The sequence below is a fragment of the Sphingobacterium sp. UT-1RO-CII-1 genome (assembly GCF_026711005.1).
Classification (GTDB): domain Bacteria; phylum Bacteroidota; class Bacteroidia; order Sphingobacteriales; family Sphingobacteriaceae; genus Sphingobacterium.
Window position 1 is genome coordinate 212,175 of sequence record NZ_JAPPVJ010000006.1, and the last position, 21,663, is coordinate 233,837.

Genomic DNA, 21,663 nt, shown 5'->3' on the forward strand with positions numbered 1-21,663 from the left:
ATAATGTATTATAAAAATTAAAGAGGTGCAAAGATAATGATTTTGCACCTCTTTTTTTTATATTGTGTATTATTATTTTATTATCATAAAGTTGACTATCAATTGAGTAGTCAACTTTATGCTTTCTTTTCACTTGAAAACGCTAATTGTATCCATACAATAAGCACTACTCATATACACGCTTATAAAGAGTTTAAATCTATTATTTAATTACTTCCAGCGCTTTTCCTACTTTAGTAAATGCTGCTATTGCTTTATCTAGATGGTCTTTAGAGTGTCCGGCAGAAATTTGCACCCGAATTCGAGCTTTCCCTTGAGGAACAACTGGGTAGTAAAAGCCAATAACATATATACCCTCCTCCAACATACGTGCAGCAAATTCCTGAGCTAACTTAGCATCATACAACATTACTGGAACAATAGGATGATCTCCTTCAGGAATATCAAAACCTACTGCTGTCATTTTCTCACGGAAATATGTCGTATTTTCCTCTAACTTATCCCGCAACTCTGTAGTCTCACTCAACATGTCCAGTACGGCAATTGAAGCACCAACAATAGCAGGCGCCAATGTATTTGAAAACAAATAAGGTCTTGAACGCTGGCGTAACATATCAATAATCTCTTTACGTCCTGAAGTAAACCCTCCAGACGCCCCACCTAAAGCTTTGCCTAATGTACCTGTAATAATATCTACACGATCAATCACATTGAAAAGCTCATGTGTACCTCGACCTGTTTTTCCAACAAACCCAGAACAATGGGACTCATCAATCATAACCAAAGCCTCATATTTATCTGCCAAATCACAAATCTTATCCAATGGAGCAACCGAACCGTCCATTGAAAAAGCACCATCAGTAACGATAATTTTATGTCTAGCACCTGAAGCAGCTTGCAACTGTGCTTCTAGATCTACCATGTCACAGTTTTTGTAACGAAACCGCTGTGCTTTACATAAGCGTACCCCATCAATAATAGATGCATGATTCAATTCATCAGAAATAATAGCATCTTCTTGTCCAAACAAAGGTTCGAAAACCCCTCCATTAGCATCAAAAGCAGCGGCGTAAAGAATAGTGTCTTCTGTCCCTAAAAAAGACGCTATCTTCGCTTCCAGTTGCTTGTGTATATCTTGCGTTCCACAAATAAAACGCACTGAAGACATTCCATAGCCATGAGAATCAATAGCCATCTTCGCTGCTTCAATCACCTTTGGATGAGACGATAAGCCTAAATAATTATTCGCACAGAAATTGATGACCTCTTGCCCAGTACTAACCTTAATATCTGCACCTTGTGGAGTCACTATTACACGCTCTTCTTTATATAGTCCCGCTTCTTTAATTGCTACAAGTTCTTTCTCTAAAGCTGGTTTTAACGTTTTGTACATAAAAAATAATTTAAAAAAATAATTAACTAAGTATTTGGCTTTCTCGTTCGCATAACAGCCATTTCTCTAGCGCAAAGGTAAGGGTATAATTCGAAACTGCTATGAAAATCATTATTTGCCTTATTCTTATTCATAACGCAATGCTTCTACAGGATCAAGCTTGGAAGCTTTAGAGGCGGGGTAATAGCCCGACAACATACCGACTCCAACACAAACACTAATACCAAGCGCCATCCATTTCCAAGGTATAATAAAATCAGCCCCTAATGCTAAAGCCAAAAGATTACCAATAACAATACCTAAAATGATACCGGCTATTCCTCCTAAAATACAGATTACAACTGCCTCCATCAAAAACTGCTTACGAATGACATCAGGCGTAGCACCTATAGCTTTTCGCACCCCTATCTCACGTGTACGCTCGGTCACTGAAACGAGCATAATATTCATCAAACCAATAGATGCACCAACTAGCGTAATAAAAGCAATGACCACAGCACCAACAGTGACCAAAGCCAAATTTTGCATTAATATTTGTGCTACCGCATCAGATTTAATAATCTCAAAATCATTTGCCTGTTTTGCATTTAAGTTTCTAATATTACGAAAAATAGCTATTGCCTCCCCTTCAGCAGCATCCATTTTAAAAGGATCGCCCGTCATAACTGTGATTACATATGACGGATTTGAACTCCCCATCATAGCTCTACCTCTAGAAAAAGGCACAAAGCATGCCTTATCGGCACCAAATCCAGCGCTCGATCCTTTACTCTCTAATACACCTACCACGGTAAAACGTTCTCCTCCTAAAGTAATGTATTCACCTACAGGATTCTTCCCATGCTTGAAAAGTTTATCCCTCACTTCCTGTCCAATCAATACGACGCTACTTGCCAAATCGATGTCCTGCGAAGTTAAATTACGTCCGTCAGCAAGCTTATAACCAGAAGTTTCTAAATAATTTTCATCAGCACCAATTACGCCTATGTTAGGATTGGTTTTCTCTCCTTTATATTTCGCAGTCGCACCCCAACTTACATTTGCACTTAAAGACACCACCGCTCCAAAATCGTAGTTCTCCTTAAATGATTTCGCATCACGATAACTTATAGCTGGAAAAACCTTTGCTTTGCTTCCCGACTCTCCAATACGTACATTCACTCCTCGATTTCTAATATTAAAAGAATTAGACCCCATGGAAGAGAATGAATTAGTTAATGAACTTTGAATAGCATCAATGGATGTCAACACCCCAATTAAAGCCATTATACCAATAGCAATGATTAATGCTGTTAGAAATGTTCTCAACTTGTTGCTTACAATAGATTGCAAGGCAAGTTTGACATTTTCACGGTAAGACATATTTACTGACATCGAAAATACTTTGTACCAAAATACTCGATTTTTAGCATAAATACAAAAGGCTTAATCTTTTTAGTTAAGCCTTTTAATATAATATTTCATGCGCACCTTCTGATGAGTCCAAATTACCCTCACTTTAAAACTGTCTTTACAATTAATTCATTTTAATTTTTTTCCAAACTTGGCTTCTACCGAAGAGACGATTCATCACATATCCACGGACATGCAACTCATCAGCTTCTCGACGAATATCGCACTTATATTCTTTACCTGACGCAGGATCAAGAATAGTCCCACCAGTAAGCTCATCACCTGACTCTTTCATTCCTTTAATAATCAACATACCGACTAAAGGTTTATCTTTTAATTTACCCTTACATTTTACACAAGTAGTATGATTTACCTGACCGAATAAACTTACAATTTTACCATAATAAGCCCCATCGTTTGCTTTATAAATTTCAACTATTGCCTTCTTTTCTCCTGTTGAATCATCAATAGTCGCCCAATGACCAGCAATATTACCCTGTGCAAAACTCAATGTTATACATACTAATGCAAAACATATTAAAACGATTTTTTTCATACTTTACATATTTATAAATTGCACTCAATTTACAAAATCTTACTATGCCAGCATAATAAGTTGTTATAAAAAACAATTAAACTCCACAATAAATTCTCATTGCTAAGCCAGTATTTCGTCTTTTTGAAGTCTTAAAAGTTCCTTTTCAATTATACGTTCAACAATACAACTCACAACTGACATAACCCAAAGTAACAGAATGATAACCCCTCCCCTCCACTTTATATCCATTAGAAAACCAGAATTGATATGAGAAATCATCTGCATACTTAGATTAAAGACTAAAATATAAAAAGGAAAAATAATACCATTAAAAGAGCTTAGTCGTATCGACAGCTTACGCTTTTTCCATCCCTTATTCAATACAATTATCGTTAGTATAAAGTTGGTCAATAAGCTCCCTACAAGAAACCATTGCATAAGTTTTAAATTGGCATTTTGCACTATCAAAATATAAACAAAAACATATGCGATTAACAGCAACTGTCCTTGCAAAGATTTCATAAAATGAAAAAATTCACTTTTTAATGTCCTTAAAAAAGAGACTTGTATTCCATTCAAATAGGAATCTACAATTGTAGAGAATCCCATAACGCCAAATGACGCATGCGCCCGAGCCATAGCATCAGACAATGCTAAATTAGGCTCTTCCGAAAGAATTTCCTCGACCTTACAGGCAAAATGATCTAGTATCTCCAGCTGGATATCAAGCTCTACAAAACCCCGCTTCTGTATAAACCTAACCAAGAGTTTCAGTTCTTCTTTACTCAACTTTTTTTTCATAATTTAAAAACTTGGTTTTAACGTTAATATTTGATGAAGTCTATCAACAAAACTCAGTGCGTCAGACAATTTTTCAGGAGCTTCAAGTTTACCTTTCTCTGTCAAACGATAATATTTACGTGCTCTACCATCCACAACTTTAACCGTCGTTTCTAATAACCCTTCAGCCTCGAGTTTATGCAGCGCAGGATATAAAGCGCCTTCGGTTATCTGAATATCATCTTCCGTAAGAGTCTTTACCGTCTGAGTTATTTCATAACCATACATGTGCTCCTTGGTGCTAAGTAACTTTAAAACAATAGTCTGCAGTGTACCATTAAGTAATTTCAATTCATTCTTAGCCATATAGCAAACATACATAAACTTCTTATGTATATAAGTTAAACTGGCACTTTTTTTGAGATATCTTTTTTATTACCCTTAGAAAAAATAAAATGAGATTTATTATTAGTTTATTTATTACTGGAATCGTCATCGCTGTTGCAGCATATATAGTTCCGGGCGCACATGTCGCAGGTTTTGGCTGGGCTATTATTACAGGTTTGGTAATTGGTTTCGTAAATGCCTTTATTGGAGGAGTTTTACGACTTTTCACATTCCCAATTAATTGGTTAACTTTTGGATTGATATCTTTTATTATCACAGTGCTTATGATTATGCTCAGTGACAATATAATGGGAAATAAATTTAATATAGATGGTTTTTGGACAGCAGCTCTCTTTGCAATTGTTGTCGCTATTCTAGAAATTATAATAGATAAAATGCTTGGCAACAAACGTTAAAAAAGTACGATGAACAAAGAGGTTATTTGACATGCCAAATAACCTCTTCACATTATTTCCTCTTTTTAGGTCTTTTCTTCATCTTATTTATCCATATAAAAACTCCCGTTACGGGCAACGAGGTTGCTACTAGACAACTTATGAAAAAAAGCAACTTGGAAAACTGCCCATAGACATCTCCTATATGTAAAGCCTTTACCGAAGAACCTATTCGATTTCGTAATGGCTTTTCACGAAATACATCCTTTTCTAACACTGCTCCTGAATACTGATCTAACACCAGCTTATCACCTGCAGACGGCGCAAAAAAGCCAACCCTATTCTTACTTACAGAAACAGTTCCTGTACTATCCTTCGCAAAATTTATTGTAATATCTCCTTTATATGGTAACACTCTGTTAACCGCCAGAATTAGTTCGTCTACATTCATAGCTGCCGAGTTATCCAACAAAACTGAAAGTAGCTTGGTTTCATCTCTCCTCAAATTAGGGTCTTGATATGTTCCCCAAGTTTTTTGCCAACCTTCCCTATACCAATCAAAAGACCAAAATGGCCCTGTAACAGACATTAAAAAAAGAAAAATCCATGTGTACAGACCTAATGTGTTATGAAGATCATGATTAATTCTTTTCCAATTGGCAGTCCACCGAATCTTCAAACCATTTTTCCAGGAACGCATCTTCTTTGGAAACCAAATTACAAGACCGCTTAAAACGCCAAATAAAAACAATAACGTAGCTCCCCCAGATATCCATGAACCTAATTTTCTATTCTCTATTCCTGCAAAAATAGGTTCTTTCACCTCGTTCAAAAGTAACCATCGATGTAAAGAGAACATTTTCCCCATAAACTCAGCAGTTTTTGTCTTCTCTTCACTTGCATCTCCAATTACCTCCCCACTATATGGATTAATCATTAAAATATTTGAACGCTTTCTTCCTCCTCCTTGTGTCGAAACTGGAGTTTTTACACCGCTACCTTCCGAATCAGACTTACCAGTTGATACCTCTGCCTTTTCTCTATTTTTTTCAGCTTTGCTATACAGCACAGCCATAGTTTCATTTTTTGCATATGGAATCTTTATTCCCGTAACCTTGCCGTCAATAGATGATTCTGCTATATTTACAACAGAATCAATAGACAACCTAACACCTTCTTCTTTAACATAATAGTAATGAGGAATTGCAGCCTGCCTTAACTCTGTATTATATACATAGATTGTTCCTGTCAAACAGACCACAAAGACTACAAGTCCTGATATTAAACCACCCCATAAATGCAGATCATTAAAAAACTTACGTACAGTAACCCAACCTTCCTGTCTTTGCGTTCTCATTAAATTGTTTTTTATTTTAACTTTATTCAATACATCTTAATATCAATCAACTCCAACCTTTCCTAGTCCCTCAAACCCTTCTCATAAAACAAAACAATACACATTATCCAAACATACCTGTCCTTAAAGCCATCAAGAGCAATCGTATCTATCGATGATTCAAATACATCATCAAAGTTTTATTTGAATTAAGTCTAAACAATAATTGACCGACAAATTTAGAATTAATCCAATTAACAACGTAGACGTTTTTGGAAATAAATAATAAACATTCAGAAAAATTGCAACAAAAAAAAAGCCTCATTATAAGGCTACATAATGAGGCTTAAAAAATGTTCACAGATTACCTAACATTCCACCAAACACGTGAGCTCAAAATATTATTGTCTCCTTGTTTCAGGACATTCTCGTTATTATTATTTATCTCCGACTCCGGATACATAAATCTTAATGGATACACGTCCTTCCCCGTAGCCTGCATTGAATTTGGAAATTTCGGATAACCAGTTCTCCGAAAATCGTGCCAAGCAACAATATTATTTATACCTGCTAAAGCCAACCATTTTTGAGTAATGATACGCTCAATCTTATTATCCCCTTTATTGATATCAACAGCGTCTTGGGCAATATATGTACCTATATCATATCCATTTTGATTAAAATAATAATCAAATGAAGCTTGGACACCTTTAGTATAATAATCGTTTAAAGAGCCACTAATCCAACCCCTAGCTACTCCCTCTGCTTGTAAAAAATAACTCTCAGTAGCAGAAATAAGCACTGTAGATTGATTAAATGCCTTTAAAAAACCCGCTGGTTTGCCAGCATTTTCTTGAGGTCCCTTAAAAGCTGAAGTAACACTAGCAGCATATTGATCCTCTATCGTATTATGACCAAAAACAACACCTTTAAAATCATCATTAACTGCGACATAACTTTGTTCTAACCTTGGATCATTATACGAACTATATTTTTCTATTAAAAATTTAGTGGGTCTAATATTCGTGTAATTTGCTACTGCAACACCCGCATTATTTCGATAATATGCCTCAAAAAAAGGATCCATTTTCCCAATACTATTCACATACCCTGGATTAATCGCCGCATCTTGACTTATGAAACCTGACCCTTCTTGTTCAATTTTACGAAGCTCTTGCTTAATATAAGTATCTTGCTCGGTTACCGCCGACTGTCTTAATAAAGCTCTAAGTTTTAAAGTATTACCAAACTTCACCCACTCATTTTTATTGCCTGCAAAAAGTATATCATCTTTTGTAGGACTTAACGCCCCCCCTTTAATATCTTCTATACCCGCATTAATAAGCTCTATAGATTGCTCATAAACGTCTTTACCCTTATCATATCGTGGGTGCAGCATGCTCGACCCCTTTAAAGCATCATAAAAAGGCACATTGTTATAAAAATCAACCAAAATAAAATAATGGTAAGCCATCATTATCTTAGCAATCCCCGCATAATAACCTGCGCCTTCTGCATTTGCCTGATCTAAAATCTCTTTATAATAAAAAAGATTGGCATAGGTAGACTCCCACACAGGAATACCATCCCTACTATCTCTAATAGCAAGACCATTATAGTTTTTTAGCGATGCAAATGCTGTAACTCCCTCATTTGAAGTCCCCCAATACCCTCCCCAGAAGCCCCCAATCTGGTTCAATGTAGTAGCCTCATAATTAGCAGACGTAACTAAAGCTGCCGGCAACTTTGCATCAAGATTTAAATTCTCCTTAACAGGTGAATTTGGATCAACATTAACATCAAGAAAGTCATTACAAGAGACCGTAGTTAATGTTAAAAGAGCAACAAAACTTATTTTAAAAATAGTGTTTTTCATTTCCTTACTTAAAATGTCATGTTAATATTAAAGCCAATAGAGCGCGAAGTAGGAATTTGCCTAAAACTAGTATAGCCATCTGTCTGATTATACAAAGCTTCGGGATCCCCTAGCGTATTAGACGAATGCCTTATTATGAATAAATTATTTCCCACAAGTCCAACACTTGCACGTTTCACAAGGCTTTGTCTTTCCAACAACTTTTCTGGCAAATTAAATCCTATATATACTTCTCTAAGTTTCAAATAATCAGCTTTTGCGGCAGTAGTAGTCTGTATTTTGCCATATTTATCCCACCATGCCTTATCTCCCTTAGAATATACATCTTTATTATCAACGATACTTCCATCATCCAAACGCACCATAGAGTTTGGCATTATAAACGCTTCTCTATTATATTTTACTGTTTCTGGATGTGTTCCGGCCGTATACATTCGTGGAATTACTTCTGAGTACATCCAACTACCTAAACGAGCATCCACCTGCAAACCTAAAGTGAAACTTTTGTATCTAAAGCTTGTATTAAATCCAAAAAGGTATGGTGGCACCATCGTACCAAGATTGACCTCATCCTCTGATGGCAACACATCCCCATTTTTATCTAAAACAATTTTCCCATTATCACGCAAGAAGTCAGTCATTCTCAACGTTGGATAAGCCAGGTCTTTAATCGCATAAGCTTGTCTAAAAATGTTAAACTGCTCTCCTGCATAAAGATCTTTTGCCTTGGTGTTCGTATATGTAAAATTTAACCCCAATTGTAAATCCATATCAACCGTTTTAATAGCCGTTCCATTTAAAGTTAACTCGAGCGTATTATTAATCATCCTCCCTGCGTTAACATACGTAGACTTAAACCCTGTAGCACTAGACATACCTGCATCAAAAATCTGCCCATCAGAATCTGAATAAGCATAAGCTATATCTGCGTTCAAACGATTGTTAAAAAAGCCCAATTGCAAGCCTCCTTCATAAGAAGTAACAAACTCAGGTTTCAACAAACGATTTGGTTCTTTGGTAGAAGGGATGAAACCGACTAAACCGCCATATGGGAAACCTGGAGCTTGACTATAAGTAAGGTTTAAACGATAGGGATCCAACGTCACATTTCCTGTTCTATTAAAAGAAGCATACACTCGCCCATAACTTAATATTAAAGAGTTTTTTAAAGCAGAAATTGCATCTGTAAAAACAAATGAACTACTAACGCCCGGACTGAAGTAACTGTTACGTTCTGGATCTAAAGTAGAAACCTTATCATTACGACCTATTAAAGTTAAAAACAAATAATTATTATAACCAACTGTCAACTCTCCATAAGTAGACAAAGAGCGAAACTCTGTGATTTTTGTACCTCCAGTAAGTTCCCCCGTTCTCGACCCTTGGTTAAAAATATCATCAAACAGTAAGTTTTTAGCTTCTACATTGACATCTTTAATATCATCCATTCTTAAATTCTGTCCCACAAGTAATTTGGTGGAAAAATCGCCAAAATTCTTATTAACATTTAACACCAAGTCATTATTAATACGATTAAATGTTTTACCAAAATCATTTACCGATCCATTTATATTACGTGTCGAAACGTCTGACACTAACTTCCGATTGGTTACCCTACCATCTTCCTGCTGTAGATAATAACCAGTTCTATTCGTAACAGATAACCAATCTGTAAATTGATAAGCAAACTCCAACTTCGAATTTAACGTATGCTGATCCAATAGATTTCGGTTGTTATCGGCCATAAATAGTGGGTTTCTAGTACTTGAGACTGGCGTATACCAATTCAAAGGATGATTAGGCGAATTAGGATCCTGCCAGTCACGTGCCGCATTATAATCAATATTAGCTGGCTGCGTATAAACCGACAACCAAGGTCCGTCGCTAGTTGTATTATTTTTAAACAACACATAATTCACATTAAATGATGTCGTCAATTTATTAAAACCACGACTTCCATTAAAACGTACTCCTGTGCGGCTAGAGTTATCCCCTGGAATAACACCTTTTATGCGAACATCTTGCAAAGACAAGAAATAAGCACTTTTAGAATCCCCTCCTGAGAAGGAAAGGTCATTTTGTGCCGTTATTCCTGTATCGAAAAACTTCAAGCGATTATCTTTAGATGGTGCAGCATAAATACGCTTTGGCTGTACACCATTGATAGGAAGACCAAAATCTCTTTCTGTGCCATCATACCGATCCCCCCACGACTCAGCAGTCACAGCACTATATACACCGTTCTGCCCTTGTCCAAAAGCAGTTTGAGCAGGTGGCAAAAGATAAATATTTGAGAATGTTGTACTATTAGAGAAGTTAATTTCTCCACTTCCCGCACGTCCAGCTTTTGTCGTAATCATTATAGCTCCATTAACCCCTTCCGAACCATATAAAGCTGCTGCATTCGCACCCTTCAATACTGTGATATCAGCAATATCATTGGGGTTAATCCGTGTTATATCTGGCAAAGGTACTCCATCAACAACATATATAGGGTCATTTTTAGACCTGTTTAAAGAGCGCGTGCCTCGCAAACGGATCTGTATTCCTGGGTCTGTTTTTCCCGTCGTTAGATCTGTCGCATTAATACGTAAACCTGCAACCTTACTCGACAGGCCAAGCAGTGGGTTTACAGCCTTCCCTAAATTCAAATCTTCTGTACTAACGGATTGTGCCGAAGTGCCTAACTCCCGTGATGACCGCTTTACACCTAAAGCCCCTGTTACTACAACTTCGCTTAACTGGCGCACATCCCTATCAAGAAAAACAACAATGTCTTGTTCATCCGATTTTAAAGAAACTTGCTTATTCAAATAACCGAGCATCGTAACTTGTAATGTTTGCCCCACATGCCCCCGAAGCATAAATCCTCCAGTTGCACCACTCACAGCCCCACCTGATCTTTCATTCTCTTTTATTATTATTGAAGCTCCTTGTAAAGGGGCTCCAGTCTCCCTATCTGCTATTCGTCCTCTTACTATTACATGCTCTTGCCCATATACTATATTTATAAGCAGACTTGCAAGAAAAATAAACGTTAATTTCAAACCTATAATCTTCATATATTTACCTAATAACTTGTGCTTAAACCAATAACCATAAAATATCAGCCCGCTCTGAGCATCATCTTTTTTGAAAATTCTTAACATTTAGATTAATTTCACATTACGGTATAGAACTCTAAGGATAACAAAAAAACCTATTTAGAACAAATCTAAACCACGTCGGCAAAATTAGACTTATTCTAAATAACATGTTAACGCTTGTGGAAATAAATAATTAATATTTGGCAAATATTAACGGAAAACTTGAGGTTAAAATATATTTTACAGAATGAAAAATAAAAAGCTATATTTGCACAAGACTTAGAATCAGTCTAAATAAATGCAGAGCAACGTGTTTCATCAAGCATCCTACACATTCAAATATCTATGGATAAAAGGCAATAGTCCATTGCATTTTATTACAGATGACAGCTTCATACTAAATATATTGACTGCAGCTTGTAGTGGCGTGCTGTCCTTTTCTATAAACGATGATCAACGATATCTTGAAAACAACGAAAACATACTCTTAAGCGTTAAAAAAGGAGAAGAGATCATTATAAAAAATGATAACACTTCAGATTTATCTCTTCTCATATTATATCCAAAGATCGGCCTATCACCCATTCCGCAAGAAATTCAAAACACAATACAATTACTGCCTGGAGGACATATAACAAAAAAAGATAATAGGTTACATCTTCTTTTCGAACAGCTCTGCGAGTCTACACAAGTAATACCAGTCAGAGGCTTGACTCAAGAAATCATTCTACTTAAAATTTCACTCCTGCAAATCCAATCTTTAATACATCCAGAAAATCTAAAAGGGAGCCTAAACAATATACATCACGAAAAGATAATACTAGCCAAAGAAATCATTGAGCAAGATTTATCTAAGAATTATACTATTCCAGAACTAGCCAAACTCATCGGAACCAATGTCCAGTACTTAAAAAAGCATTTTAAACAACATTTTAATCAAACAATATTGAGCTATAGCACCGAAAGAAAAATGGTGTATGCAAAAGAGTTAATTTTAACTGGAAATTATAGGGTAGCTGATGTTGCTCGAATGACTGGCTACAAACATTCTACACACTTTACTACTGCATTTAAAAGATATTACGGTTTTATTCCCAATTCACTCCGACAACAATAAGCACTATCAAAAAATGACATAAAAATAAGGAGTAATCTTTTTCAGACACCCCTTATCCTTTAAAATAATCTTAGTCAAACTTTAGAATTTCCACCTTACGAATGCCTCAATAGCTTCATAATCTGCCAACCCTAATTTATGATATAAACCTGCAGTCTCACTTGTGCGATCTTCTGCCCTTACCCAAAACTCACGTGGGTCATCACCTGGAAAAACAGGGACATCTTTTTGTGATTGATGCTTAAAAATAGCCAGACGCTTGCGTTTTACCTCTTGAGGAGATAATGGCACAGCCATTTCTATTTCATGAATTGGATACTCATGCCACGCTCCTCTATACAACCACAACCAACAATCTGCCATCCAATCGTCCGTTTTTGATAAGCGCTTCAAAGCTTCATACAAAATATCAAAACACACCTTATGAGTACCATGAGGGTCAGCAAAATCACCTGCTGCAAACACTTGATGAGGCTTCACTTTACGTAGCAACTCCATTGTTTGTAGGATATCATCTTCATAAGAAATATCTTTTGAAAATTTACTCCGATCATAAAATGGAAGTGCTTGAAAATGTATATTCTCATCTGGCAAACCAACGAATCTTGCTCCGGCAATAGCTTCTCCCTTACGAATTAATGCTTTAATCACACGAATAACTTCAGGATCTGTTTGATTTGGCTGTTTTGTCTTAAAGAACTCCCTTGCTTCTTGATATATTTTAGTTGTAACACCATTGTCATCATCAACGGCTTGTGCAAAGTCTTGAACAAACTCTAAATAACGTAACACATCGTCATCCCATACCGCCGTATTTCCAGAAGTTTGGTAAGCAACATGCACGTTGTGACCTTGATCAGCCAATCTGATAAAAGTACCCCCCATAGATATTACGTCGTCATCAGGGTGCGGCGAGAACAAAAGAACATTTTTACGAGCAGGCTCAGCCCTTTCCGGTCTATTGCTATCATCGACACCAGGTTTTCCTCCTGGCCAACCTGTAATAGTACGTTGTAGTATGTTAAATATCTTAATATTAATGTTATAGGCTGGGCCTTTCTCTGTTACTAGCTGCGCCATACCATTATTATTATAATCCTCATCCGTCAATTTTAAAATTGCTTTATTCAACTTCAGAGAAAGCCATACAACTGCTTTTTTAATTAGCGACTCCGACCAAACAACATCTTGAGTCAACCATGGAAGATCAAAACGTGTCAAATGTGAAGCAGCTTCTTCATCCAGCACAAACTCTACCGTATCAGTAGATTGCAAATAGGTTGCTGGGATGTCCGACGATATTTCGCCTTCAACAGCAGCTTTAACAATATCAGCTTTAGTTTCATTCCAAGCCATCAGAACAATTTCTTTAGCTTTGAAAATCGTTCCAACCCCCATTGTTATCGCCTTTGTTGGCACATTTTCTTTACCTCCGAATGCTCGCGAAGCGTCACGACGAGTCAAATCATTTAGAATCACTAAGCGGGTTCCTGAGTTTGGAGCAGAACCAGGCTCATTAAAACCAATATGTCCCGTACGACCAATACCAAGAAGCTGAATGTCAATACCTCCGTAGCTTGATATTTTTTGCTCATAGTTTTCACAATAAGCTGGAATATCTTCCTCCTTCAAAGTACCATCAGGAATATTTATATGATCATCAGGTATATCAATATGATCAAATAAATTCTTCTTCATGAAGGTCACATAGCTCTGATCAGCATCAGGTGCCATCGGATAATACTCATCAAGATTGAACGTAACCACATTTTTAAAACTCAACCCCTCCTCTTTATGCAGTCGCACCAACTCTTTGTACACCTTGACTGGTGTTGCTCCTGTAGCCAGACCTAAAACGGCCGTTTCACCTTTTTCTTGTTTTTCTTTAATAATAGTTGCAATACGGTGCGCAACATCTAAGGAAGCATCGCTTTGGCTTGGGTATACCTTCACAGGTACCCGTTCAAAACGAGTTTCCTCTAATAAATTTAATCTTATCATTTAATAAGGAGAATTAAAATGTAACAACCTGAATAACAAATTTAAAAAAATAAACGATAATCATTAGTAAAAACGATTACAATTCGAAAAGAAAACCAACAATATAATAATGCAACCGATTGTATCATTATTAATTCATCAAAAGCCAACAATACTATCATGACCAAGGCTATCATTCTTTTAATATTAAAATGATTACCATCTCACACTAGCCTTATCTTCTGCTCTGCAAAACCAAATAGAACTTAAGAAGCTGCCAAAAGTGCGGCTGCCTCTTTATCAAGCACAAACTCTACCCCTTTCGCGTGTTGCAGGAAAGTTGCCGGCACATTTGAACTGACCTCACCCTCTAAAGCATGCTTAACAATCTCTGCTTTAGACTCTCCCCAAGCCATTAAAACAATCGCTTTTGCTTTAAACACTGATCCCACGCCCATAGTAATTGCTTTGGTAGGAACATTTTCCTTCCCTCCAAAACCTCCTGCAGCATCTGTACGCGTAACATCGTTTAAAACCACCATCCTAGTCAGAGAATCAGCACTTGAGCCAGGCTCATTAAACCCAATATGGCCTGTTCTTCCTATACCTAAAAGTTGAAAATCAATTCCTCCTACCTCTTCTATTTTATTTTCATATTCTTCACAATATTTTTCTACATCCTCCTCTTTCAATGTTCCATCAGGTATATGAATATTCTCTGGTAGAATATCAATATGAGCAAAAAGATTATGCTTCATAAACTCCACATAACTATGTTTCGAATCAGGCTGCATCGGAAAATACTCATCTAAATTGAAACTAATCACATTCCGAAAACTCAACCCTTCTTCTTGATGTAATCTTATAAGTTCCTCATAAACTTTTACCGGAGTCGCTCCTGTCGCCAAACCTAAAACAGCCATCTTCGATTCGGACTGTCTTTGTTTTATTAAGTTAGCAATACGACGAGCAACACTTACAGAAGCATCACTACGATCCTCATAAATTTTCACCCCAATTTCTCCAAAACGAGCTTCTCTTAACAATTCCAAATTAGCCATTTAAATAATAATAATGTGTACATTAATTCAAATTGCTAATGTATCAATTATAACTCTTTAAAACCAAGGCCGCGTGAAATAAAAACGTAAAACCAACTGATTATAAACAGATAATACAATCCGAAATTTTAGAAATAACCCCGACAAAACAGGACGATATCGATAGAGACGTTTTTTTGACACAAAAATAGCCTACTCAACCAATAGATTAACTATATTTGCCTATTCGTATACAAATAACAAATGGTCTATTGGACCTCTATTCTTGAAAAAATGACACCATTAGTTTAAAAACGATACGCTACATTAATTATTATAGTACAATTACTATAAGAACAACAGAGTATTCAACTCAACTAGACATCTAGAGTTTAACTATGAAAAATAAAATATTATTAGCTTTACTAACAATCCCCTTCCTTGTGCTCGGACAAACCAAGCAAGATTTTATCAAACAAGCTCAAGAAAACCCAAGCAGCATAGAAACATTGAGAGTTATCCAACGCGTAGGTGGTTATGATCCTGATTACAAAGAAATGCGCGTGTTATTTAAGGGGCTAGATAAAGCGGTCCGCAAATCTGCTGAAGGAAAGGCTTTTGATTATTACCTAAAAAGATTAGAAAGCGTAGCCGTTGGTAAAAAGGCCCCCGGCATCACACAGTTAACGCCTGAAGGAGACCCTCTTTCATTATCGGATTTAAAAGGAAAATATGTTTTAATTGATTTCTGGGCGTCTTGGTGCCCCCCATGTCGAAAGGAAAGTCCTGAGCTCGTTGCCACTTATGCGCAGTTTAAGGACAAAAAATTCGAGATATTAGGTGTATCTTTCGACAAAAATATGGAAGACTGGGTCGCAGCAATAAAAAAAGACAACCGTAACTGGAAGCACATATCCGATCTCCAGCATTGGAGTAACGGAGCTGGAATAGTTTATGGCGTAAGAGCCATACCCCAAAATGTTTTAGTAAATCCAGCAGGTAAAATCATCGCTAGAAATTTACATGGAGATCAGCTCAAACAAAAACTAAGCGAGATACTGGATTAAGAGGGTGTTGCCATCCATGCACTTGATTTAAAATATTACTGTTGCCTACCTACTACTTTTTTTCACCAAACGGGTCTGCAACAGTATACTACATTCCTCCACCAAAAGAAAAATACTGATTAACCTGAACGGGAAGTCTACCCTTCGCTTTAATATCTCCTAAAAGAACTTTTAAAGCCGCCATTTGCATAAAAGAATCATTCTGATAAGCCATAATAACAGAACGACTTCGTCCAACCGACAACTCATCTAAAACATAAGGATTGGTGAACATTACTGTTACTGTTCTTTTGCCCGCCAACTTATAAACAAATTTTTTTAAACCTTCTGACATATTCAACTTATTACCTGGACGAGACCGCGCATCGTGAACAACCAATACAATCTGCTTACTTTTTCGTATTTGCTTTAGTAACCTCTTCAACTCTATCTCATCCTCATCTCCCCGCAACACGTATCTTTTTTTTCGTACTAAATGAGCATCTAAGCCATTTTCGAAATCTTCTTCTAAAACTCCTCCCACCGTAACAATAGCCACTTCTCCTTTACTATTGGACCTCTCAATCCCTTTTTCAGACTTAAGTACTGTCACAGCAGCTTCTGCTAAACGCTTTACTAAGTCCTGTGCTGTGCGACTGTTTAGGTCACCAACCAAATCATGCGTATTAACAGGCTGATAATCATGCAGTCCTAACCAGTATTTTGCAGCAAGCACCCTCTTAACTCTACTATCCAAATCAAACTTCGAAATACGTCCTGCTTCAACAGCATTTTCAACCAAACGGATTGCTCGTGCACTATTTTCCGAAATCTCCACCAAATCATTTCCTGCTTCAATAGCCATAACATCAGCCTCTCCATTAGGGAAAAATTTTTTCACCCCTTTCATATCCATTGCGTCCGTCACAACCAACCCTTTAAAGCCCAATTCTTTTTTCAACAGATCTGACACCACTTTTTTCGATATCGAAGCCGGCATATTTACAGTTGAATCCAATGCCGGAATATGCATATGCGCCACCATTACAGCAGGAGCTCTGAAAGAAATCAACTTTTTAAATGGATACATCTCTATCTCATCGAGCCGATCTTTAGAAAAGCCAAGCTGCGGAAGGTCATGATGTGAATCTACATCTGTATCGCCATGACCTGGAAAATGCTTTAACGACGAAATAATCCCGCCCTCCAACAAACCACACATAAACCGACTTGCTTTTTCGGTAACCAAACACTTATCATCTCCAAACGACCTAAAATTAATCACCGGATTATTGGGATTGTTATTAACATCAACAACTGGTGCAAAGTTAAAGTGTACACCTAACCTTGTAAAATCCTTTGCAATTTGCTTACCCATCTCGAAAATCAACTCATTATTTTGAATTGCCCCCAATGTCATTTGATAAGGATATGAAATGGTTGAGTCCGGCATCCTCATACCCAACCCCCACTCTCCATCGGTTGCGACTAACAGCGGTACTTTTGAAAAGCTTTGATACTTATTCAACATATTAGCATGCCTAACAGGACCACCTTGAAAAAGAACCACCCCTCCCAATTGTTCCTTTTGAATTACAGCAGCCACCGAGTCAATATACGCTTGTCCTAAATTAGTATGTGCCCGTACCAAAAAAAGCTGGGCTATACGCTCCTTCAAACTCAAAGCATTAAAAACCGAATCAACCCAAACATGCTTCTCATTAATAAAACTCACGAAATCATTCCTATCCTGAGTATATCCCGAGATGACGACAACAAAATAGAACAACAGAAAAAGCAATATTCTTTTCATAAATTGACAAATTTATTCGGCACACTCTAAACAATTGCCAAAGAACAAACGAAACGACTATGTTTCCTTATTAATTTAAAGCTTATAATAAATTATACTTTTCTTCCAGCAGCTTAGCGAGTTGAACACCATTTACTATATCCCCACTAGCCTCTCTTTTCCAAAGCATATCAATCAATAATAATAGAAAATGCGTCTCCAACTCGGGATCTTCGTACCCCAACTCTCTAAACGCTCTCACGATAATGGGCTGTACAGGTTTCATAAACAGCTCATGCTGTTGTCGGGAAAATGTATTATGGGACAACCTTTCTTGTAATTGCCAAAACAAAGGCTCCTCTGCAACCAGTTTACTAGGTAAGAAAATCATATTACGCAAAAAATCCTTGGGACCTCCATACGTCATCATCCCTCTGTGATGAGACAAAATACGACGATAGCCCGATTTAATGATATTAGACAATAATGTCTCTTTATTACCAAAATGTTTGAAAATAAGCGCTTCCGAAACCCCAGCCTCTATGGATATCTCTTTTGTAGAAGTATCCATATAACCCTTTGTCGCAAAAAGAGAAAGGGCAACCCTCATAATCCTATCTTTACGGCTTACAACTGTGTCTTTCATTTAAAACAAATTTCAACAAAGATATCTATTTTTTCAATCCTACTAAATAATGACAAATCTTCAAAAAGGTTCTCATCCCTTATAAAAAGGCAAATATAATTTAGAACTACAGTAAAACACCTCCTTTACCAACAAATAACTTAATCTTCTCCTCAAGCCCTTTTTGGTCTATTGCTTTTGTTGCCTCTCCGAGAATAACCGATTTAAATCCGGCGTCAATCCCATCCATTCCAGTATAAAAAACACAAAAATCAGCAGCCAAACCACACAAATGTATCTCTGAAACTGACATGCCCTTTAAAAAACCAATCAAACCGGTTTCCTTTTGTTTATTATTATCATAAAACCCCGAATAACTATCTACTCTCCAATCCATTCCCTTTCGAAAAATTGCAGAAATTCGCTCTGTGTCAAGTTCTGTCGAAAACTCGGCCCCCTCAGTTCCTTGTACACAATGCGCTGGCCACAATACCTGCTCACCATCATCCAGGTCAATGACATCAAACTCCTTTCGTCCAGCATGAGACTCTACAAAACTAACATGATTTTTTGGATGCCAGTCCTGTGTAGCTACCACTAAATCATAAGAACTTTGCAGCCCATTGATAACAGGTATTATCAAATCTCCACCTTGCACAGCCAATTTACCTCCTGGCAAAAAGTCATTTTGCATATCAACAATTATTAATGCCTTCATATAGGAAAAATACCGAATACATGCAATATATCAAATCTCTCTTTTGTAAAATTTTCAATGCTCAATCAATTGTCAACATATAGCCAACGCCACGAACATTTGTAATCTTTATACGACTATCTGCCGCTAGATACTTACGTATCCTACTAATAAACACATCTAAGCTACGCCCTGTAAAATAAGTGTTATTATCCCAATAAGCTTTTATAATTTCTTCCCTAGGGAGCACTCTATCTTTACTTTCAAAAAGCCTTCGTATCAACTCCATCTCTCGAAACGACAACTTTTCCACTTCTCCCTCAAATTCAAGACTTGACTTATGCGTATCTAACTTATACTTCCCTATTATATATATTCTCGAGTCGCTTACATAGCCATTTTTCCTCGTTAATGCTTCAATACGAACAATAAGCTCCTCTATTTTAAAAGGTTTTCTAACATAATCATCTCCACCCAGATTAAACCCTCTGACGACATCTTCCGTCTGAGTCATGGCGGTTAAAAACAAAATAGGTGTTTGTACATCCAGTTTTCGAATCTCCTCTGCTACTGTAAAGCCGTCCATCAAGGGCATCATTACATCGAGCACAACAACATCAGGTTTAATATGCTTAAAAGCGGCCAAAGCTTCCACCCCATTTCCTTTATGCACTACAGAAAACCCATGTGATTCTAAGCTATCAGAAACAATGAGTGCTAAATTTTGTTCATCTTCCACATATAAAACAGTCATCATAACTAAACTTTTTTAGGTAAACTCACCACAAACTCACTCCCTTTCCCACGCTCACTTTTCACATGAACATTTCCACCGTGCTGTTCAACGATTTGCTTAACATAAGATAGCCCCAGCCCAAAGCCCTTAACATCGTAAATATTCCCCTCTTGAACTCGATAAAAAGGATCAAAAATACTCTTAAAATGTTCTTTATCGATCCCTTTCCCTTTATCACGCACACTTATCTCCACAGTATTTTGTAAAATATCAAGCGTAATCTCAATAAAAACTGGCTCTGCCGAATACTTCACTGCATTATCTAAGAGATTACTAATAACATTTTTAACGTGCAACTCATCTGCTTCCAACAAGATAACCGGCTCTTTTTCGAAAAACTCGACATGAAGTTCTTTACCAGCACTAATTTCTACTGTCTCCACACAGGCTTTTGCCACAGCTACTAAATCAAATTCCTTCTTTACCAACTCCACCCTATTCCTTTCATCCACATCAACCTCCATAACTTTCTCTATCATCGCACTCAAATGATCGAGCTCAGCTTTAGAAAGCTCAAGGTACTTCTCCATTCGTTCTTTGTCATCTTTATTCACAAAGCGCTGAATAGCCTCTACAGCTGCCATAACTGTTGCTACTGGTGTTTTTAATTCATGTGTCATATTATTAACAAATGATCTCCGTAAAGAAGCAAGCTCATCCTGCTTCTTAATGGTTTTAAACAAATACTGAAACGTTCCTATTACTCCTGCTAACAAAAGAAAAGAGAAGGACAGCTGCATCGCCAATCTTGATAAAAGATAAGGCCAAGGATTATTAAACTTCGCAACCAAATACTCATCTCCCTCAGGGCTCACTAAAATTGGCCGAGTCATCAAACCAATCGGAACCTTCCTTGTTGCCACATAAGCACCAATCTCATCTTGAGGAATAACATCAATCATCAACTTGAACTCCATATCAATCTTATTCCTTTCCAAGGCTTTCCCCAAGCGTCCTTCCAAATTAGTCACCAAGCTATCATTAAAATCAAGCCGCTCCAATAAATACAGAGGCAACAATTCAGCCGGTGCCTCATTTTTTGGGGTCGCACGCTGCTTCTTACTTTTAGACTTATGAAAGTCCATTGTATCTAAGGTCGCTTTCAACTTAGATAAATCAAGATTGGGATAAACCCCACCAACCAAATTCAGTAAAAACTTATGCCGTCTGACTGAATCTTCCTGAGCTCTATCATTATCACTTAAAAACTCATTATGATAATAATTCTGAAGCACATTAAACAGCGACCTTTCAACTGTACCTACCAACAAAGTGCGTTCACTTTTATAATTACTATAAAGCCACAACGAAAGCACAGTGGTAATACCACCAGCCGTTAAAGCTATTATGAGCAACAGTATTTTATACTTTTTTAACATTATTAATA

The 21,663-nt window shown here is 36.9% G+C and carries 18 protein-coding genes; 3 read left to right on the forward strand and 15 right to left on the reverse strand.

Translation table 11 applies throughout. The features are described 5' to 3' along the window. Positions 1-202: 202 nt before the first annotated feature. The 5 genes from kbl to ORI89_RS14605 all read right to left on the reverse strand — a co-directional run bounded on the left by kbl (position 203) and on the right by ORI89_RS14605 (position 4,469). Positions 203-1,393 carry a glycine C-acetyltransferase gene (kbl, locus tag ORI89_RS14585; protein ID WP_268231236.1) on the reverse strand — a complete coding sequence of 397 codons (1,191 nt, stop codon included), beginning with the start codon at positions 1,391-1,393 and terminating at the stop codon, positions 203-205. A gap of 126 nt (positions 1,394-1,519) precedes the next feature. Continuing rightward, positions 1,520-2,767, reverse strand: coding sequence for an ABC transporter permease (locus ORI89_RS14590; protein ID WP_268231237.1), 1,248 nt, complete (start codon positions 2,765-2,767; stop codon positions 1,520-1,522). Between the two features lie 142 nt (positions 2,768-2,909). Beyond that, entirely contained in the window at positions 2,910-3,341 is a 432-nt protein-coding gene (locus ORI89_RS14595; RefSeq protein WP_268231238.1) for a DUF2147 domain-containing protein, read from the reverse strand. 102 nt (positions 3,342-3,443) lie between these two features. Next, positions 3,444-4,124, reverse strand: coding sequence for a hypothetical protein (locus ORI89_RS14600; RefSeq protein ID WP_268231239.1), 681 nt, complete (start codon positions 4,122-4,124; stop codon positions 3,444-3,446). 3 nt (positions 4,125-4,127) lie between these two features. After that, a complete protein-coding gene (locus ORI89_RS14605; RefSeq protein ID WP_268231240.1) occupies positions 4,128-4,469 on the reverse strand; it encodes a PadR family transcriptional regulator in 342 nt (113 codons plus the stop codon). A gap of 89 nt (positions 4,470-4,558) precedes the next feature. Between ORI89_RS14605 and ORI89_RS14610 the strand changes: the two genes are divergently transcribed. Next, a complete protein-coding gene (locus ORI89_RS14610) occupies positions 4,559-4,906 on the forward strand; it encodes a phage holin family protein (RefSeq protein ID WP_268231241.1) in 348 nt (115 codons plus the stop codon). A 52-nt stretch (positions 4,907-4,958) separates the two neighbouring features. On the opposite strand, the gene ORI89_RS14615 is transcribed toward ORI89_RS14610, so the two are convergent. From ORI89_RS14615 to ORI89_RS14625, 3 genes are all read right to left on the reverse strand, one after another. Then, positions 4,959-6,242, reverse strand: a complete 1,284-nt coding sequence (locus tag ORI89_RS14615; RefSeq protein ID WP_268231242.1) for a PepSY-associated TM helix domain-containing protein — start codon at positions 6,240-6,242, stop codon at positions 4,959-4,961. Between the two features lie 343 nt (positions 6,243-6,585). Continuing rightward, complete coding sequence (locus tag ORI89_RS14620; RefSeq protein WP_268231243.1) at positions 6,586-8,097, reverse strand: SusD/RagB family nutrient-binding outer membrane lipoprotein; 1,512 nt, start codon at positions 8,095-8,097, stop codon at positions 6,586-6,588. Between the two features lie 8 nt (positions 8,098-8,105). Next, positions 8,106-11,246 carry a SusC/RagA family TonB-linked outer membrane protein gene (locus ORI89_RS14625; RefSeq protein ID WP_268231244.1) on the reverse strand — a complete coding sequence of 1,047 codons (3,141 nt, stop codon included), beginning with the start codon at positions 11,244-11,246 and terminating at the stop codon, positions 8,106-8,108. A 235-nt stretch (positions 11,247-11,481) separates the two neighbouring features. On the opposite strand from ORI89_RS14625, the gene ORI89_RS14630 reads away from it, so the two are divergent. After that, on the forward strand, positions 11,482-12,300 hold the full coding sequence (locus ORI89_RS14630; protein ID WP_268231245.1) for an AraC family transcriptional regulator: 819 nt from the start codon (positions 11,482-11,484) through the stop codon (positions 12,298-12,300). An 81-nt stretch (positions 12,301-12,381) separates the two neighbouring features. On the opposite strand, the gene nagB (ORI89_RS14635) is transcribed toward ORI89_RS14630, so the two are convergent. Continuing rightward, positions 12,382-14,301: a glucosamine-6-phosphate deaminase gene (gene nagB / locus ORI89_RS14635; RefSeq protein WP_268231246.1), complete on the reverse strand. Its 1,920-nt coding sequence runs from the start codon at positions 14,299-14,301 to the stop codon at positions 12,382-12,384. Between the two features lie 245 nt (positions 14,302-14,546). Then, positions 14,547-15,341 (reverse strand): glucosamine-6-phosphate deaminase, encoded by a 795-nt coding sequence (nagB, locus tag ORI89_RS14640; protein ID WP_268231247.1) that lies wholly within the window; start codon positions 15,339-15,341, stop codon positions 14,547-14,549. Between the two features lie 377 nt (positions 15,342-15,718). Between nagB (ORI89_RS14640) and ORI89_RS14645 the strand changes: the two genes are divergently transcribed. Next, complete coding sequence (locus ORI89_RS14645; protein WP_268231248.1) at positions 15,719-16,387, forward strand: TlpA family protein disulfide reductase; 669 nt, start codon at positions 15,719-15,721, stop codon at positions 16,385-16,387. An 88-nt stretch (positions 16,388-16,475) separates the two neighbouring features. On the opposite strand, the gene ORI89_RS14650 is transcribed toward ORI89_RS14645, so the two are convergent. The 5 genes from ORI89_RS14650 to ORI89_RS14670 form a co-directional block, all read right to left on the reverse strand. Then, the gene (locus ORI89_RS14650) at positions 16,476-18,179 is read right to left on the reverse strand and encodes a glycoside hydrolase family 3 protein (RefSeq protein ID WP_268231249.1); all 1,704 of its coding nucleotides are present in this window, start codon (positions 18,177-18,179) and stop codon (positions 16,476-16,478) included. A gap of 82 nt (positions 18,180-18,261) precedes the next feature. Next, on the reverse strand, positions 18,262-18,804 hold the full coding sequence (locus ORI89_RS14655; RefSeq protein ID WP_268231250.1) for a TetR/AcrR family transcriptional regulator: 543 nt from the start codon (positions 18,802-18,804) through the stop codon (positions 18,262-18,264). A gap of 106 nt (positions 18,805-18,910) precedes the next feature. Beyond that, a complete protein-coding gene (pncA, locus tag ORI89_RS14660; protein WP_268231251.1) occupies positions 18,911-19,501 on the reverse strand; it encodes a bifunctional nicotinamidase/pyrazinamidase in 591 nt (196 codons plus the stop codon). A gap of 61 nt (positions 19,502-19,562) precedes the next feature. Beyond that, complete coding sequence (locus tag ORI89_RS14665) at positions 19,563-20,237, reverse strand: response regulator transcription factor (RefSeq protein ID WP_268231252.1); 675 nt, start codon at positions 20,235-20,237, stop codon at positions 19,563-19,565. A 2-nt stretch (positions 20,238-20,239) separates the two neighbouring features. Continuing rightward, entirely contained in the window at positions 20,240-21,655 is a 1,416-nt protein-coding gene (locus ORI89_RS14670; RefSeq protein WP_268231253.1) for a sensor histidine kinase, read from the reverse strand. Positions 21,656-21,663 lie beyond the last annotated feature (8 nt).